This is a genomic window from Candidatus Acetothermia bacterium, from assembly GCA_024653305.1.
In the GTDB taxonomy this organism is placed as follows: domain Bacteria; phylum Bipolaricaulota; class Bipolaricaulia; order Bipolaricaulales; family Bipolaricaulaceae; genus JACIWI01.
Genome location: JANLFW010000031.1, coordinates 6,315 through 6,646 on the forward strand (window position 1 = coordinate 6,315; position 332 = coordinate 6,646).

1 protein-coding gene is annotated in these 332 nt (G+C 63.6%); it reads right to left on the bottom strand.

Annotated features, from left to right (window positions below; genetic code table 11):
• A partial coding sequence (locus NUV94_07850; protein ID MCR4392650.1) for a hypothetical protein occupies positions 1 to 332 on the bottom strand: 332 nt, incomplete at both ends.

The following is a 332-nucleotide window of genomic DNA, read 5'->3' on the forward strand; positions in this document are numbered from 1 at the left end:
CTGCGGGGTCATCCGGTCGTAGTCGCCGGAGTCCTTCCACCAGATCGGGTCGCTCCCCTCGTGATCAGCGTCGGCGTCCTTGTTCCAGCCGCCGAAGATGAGTTCCCGCATCGCCGGGTGCTCGTTCTGGTCGAGGTCCGTCACCTCGAGGTAGAGCGAGCCCGACACCGGGATCTCCGTCACCGGCTGGTAGTTCCCATCCAGGAACCGCATCCGGTGCGTGGTCCCATCGAACACCTGGTAGTCGTACACCTTCACGAGGTCGAACGAGACATCCCATACCTGGTTCCGCGAAGCGTTGATGTCGATCCGCGGCGACCAAGCGTCGTTCG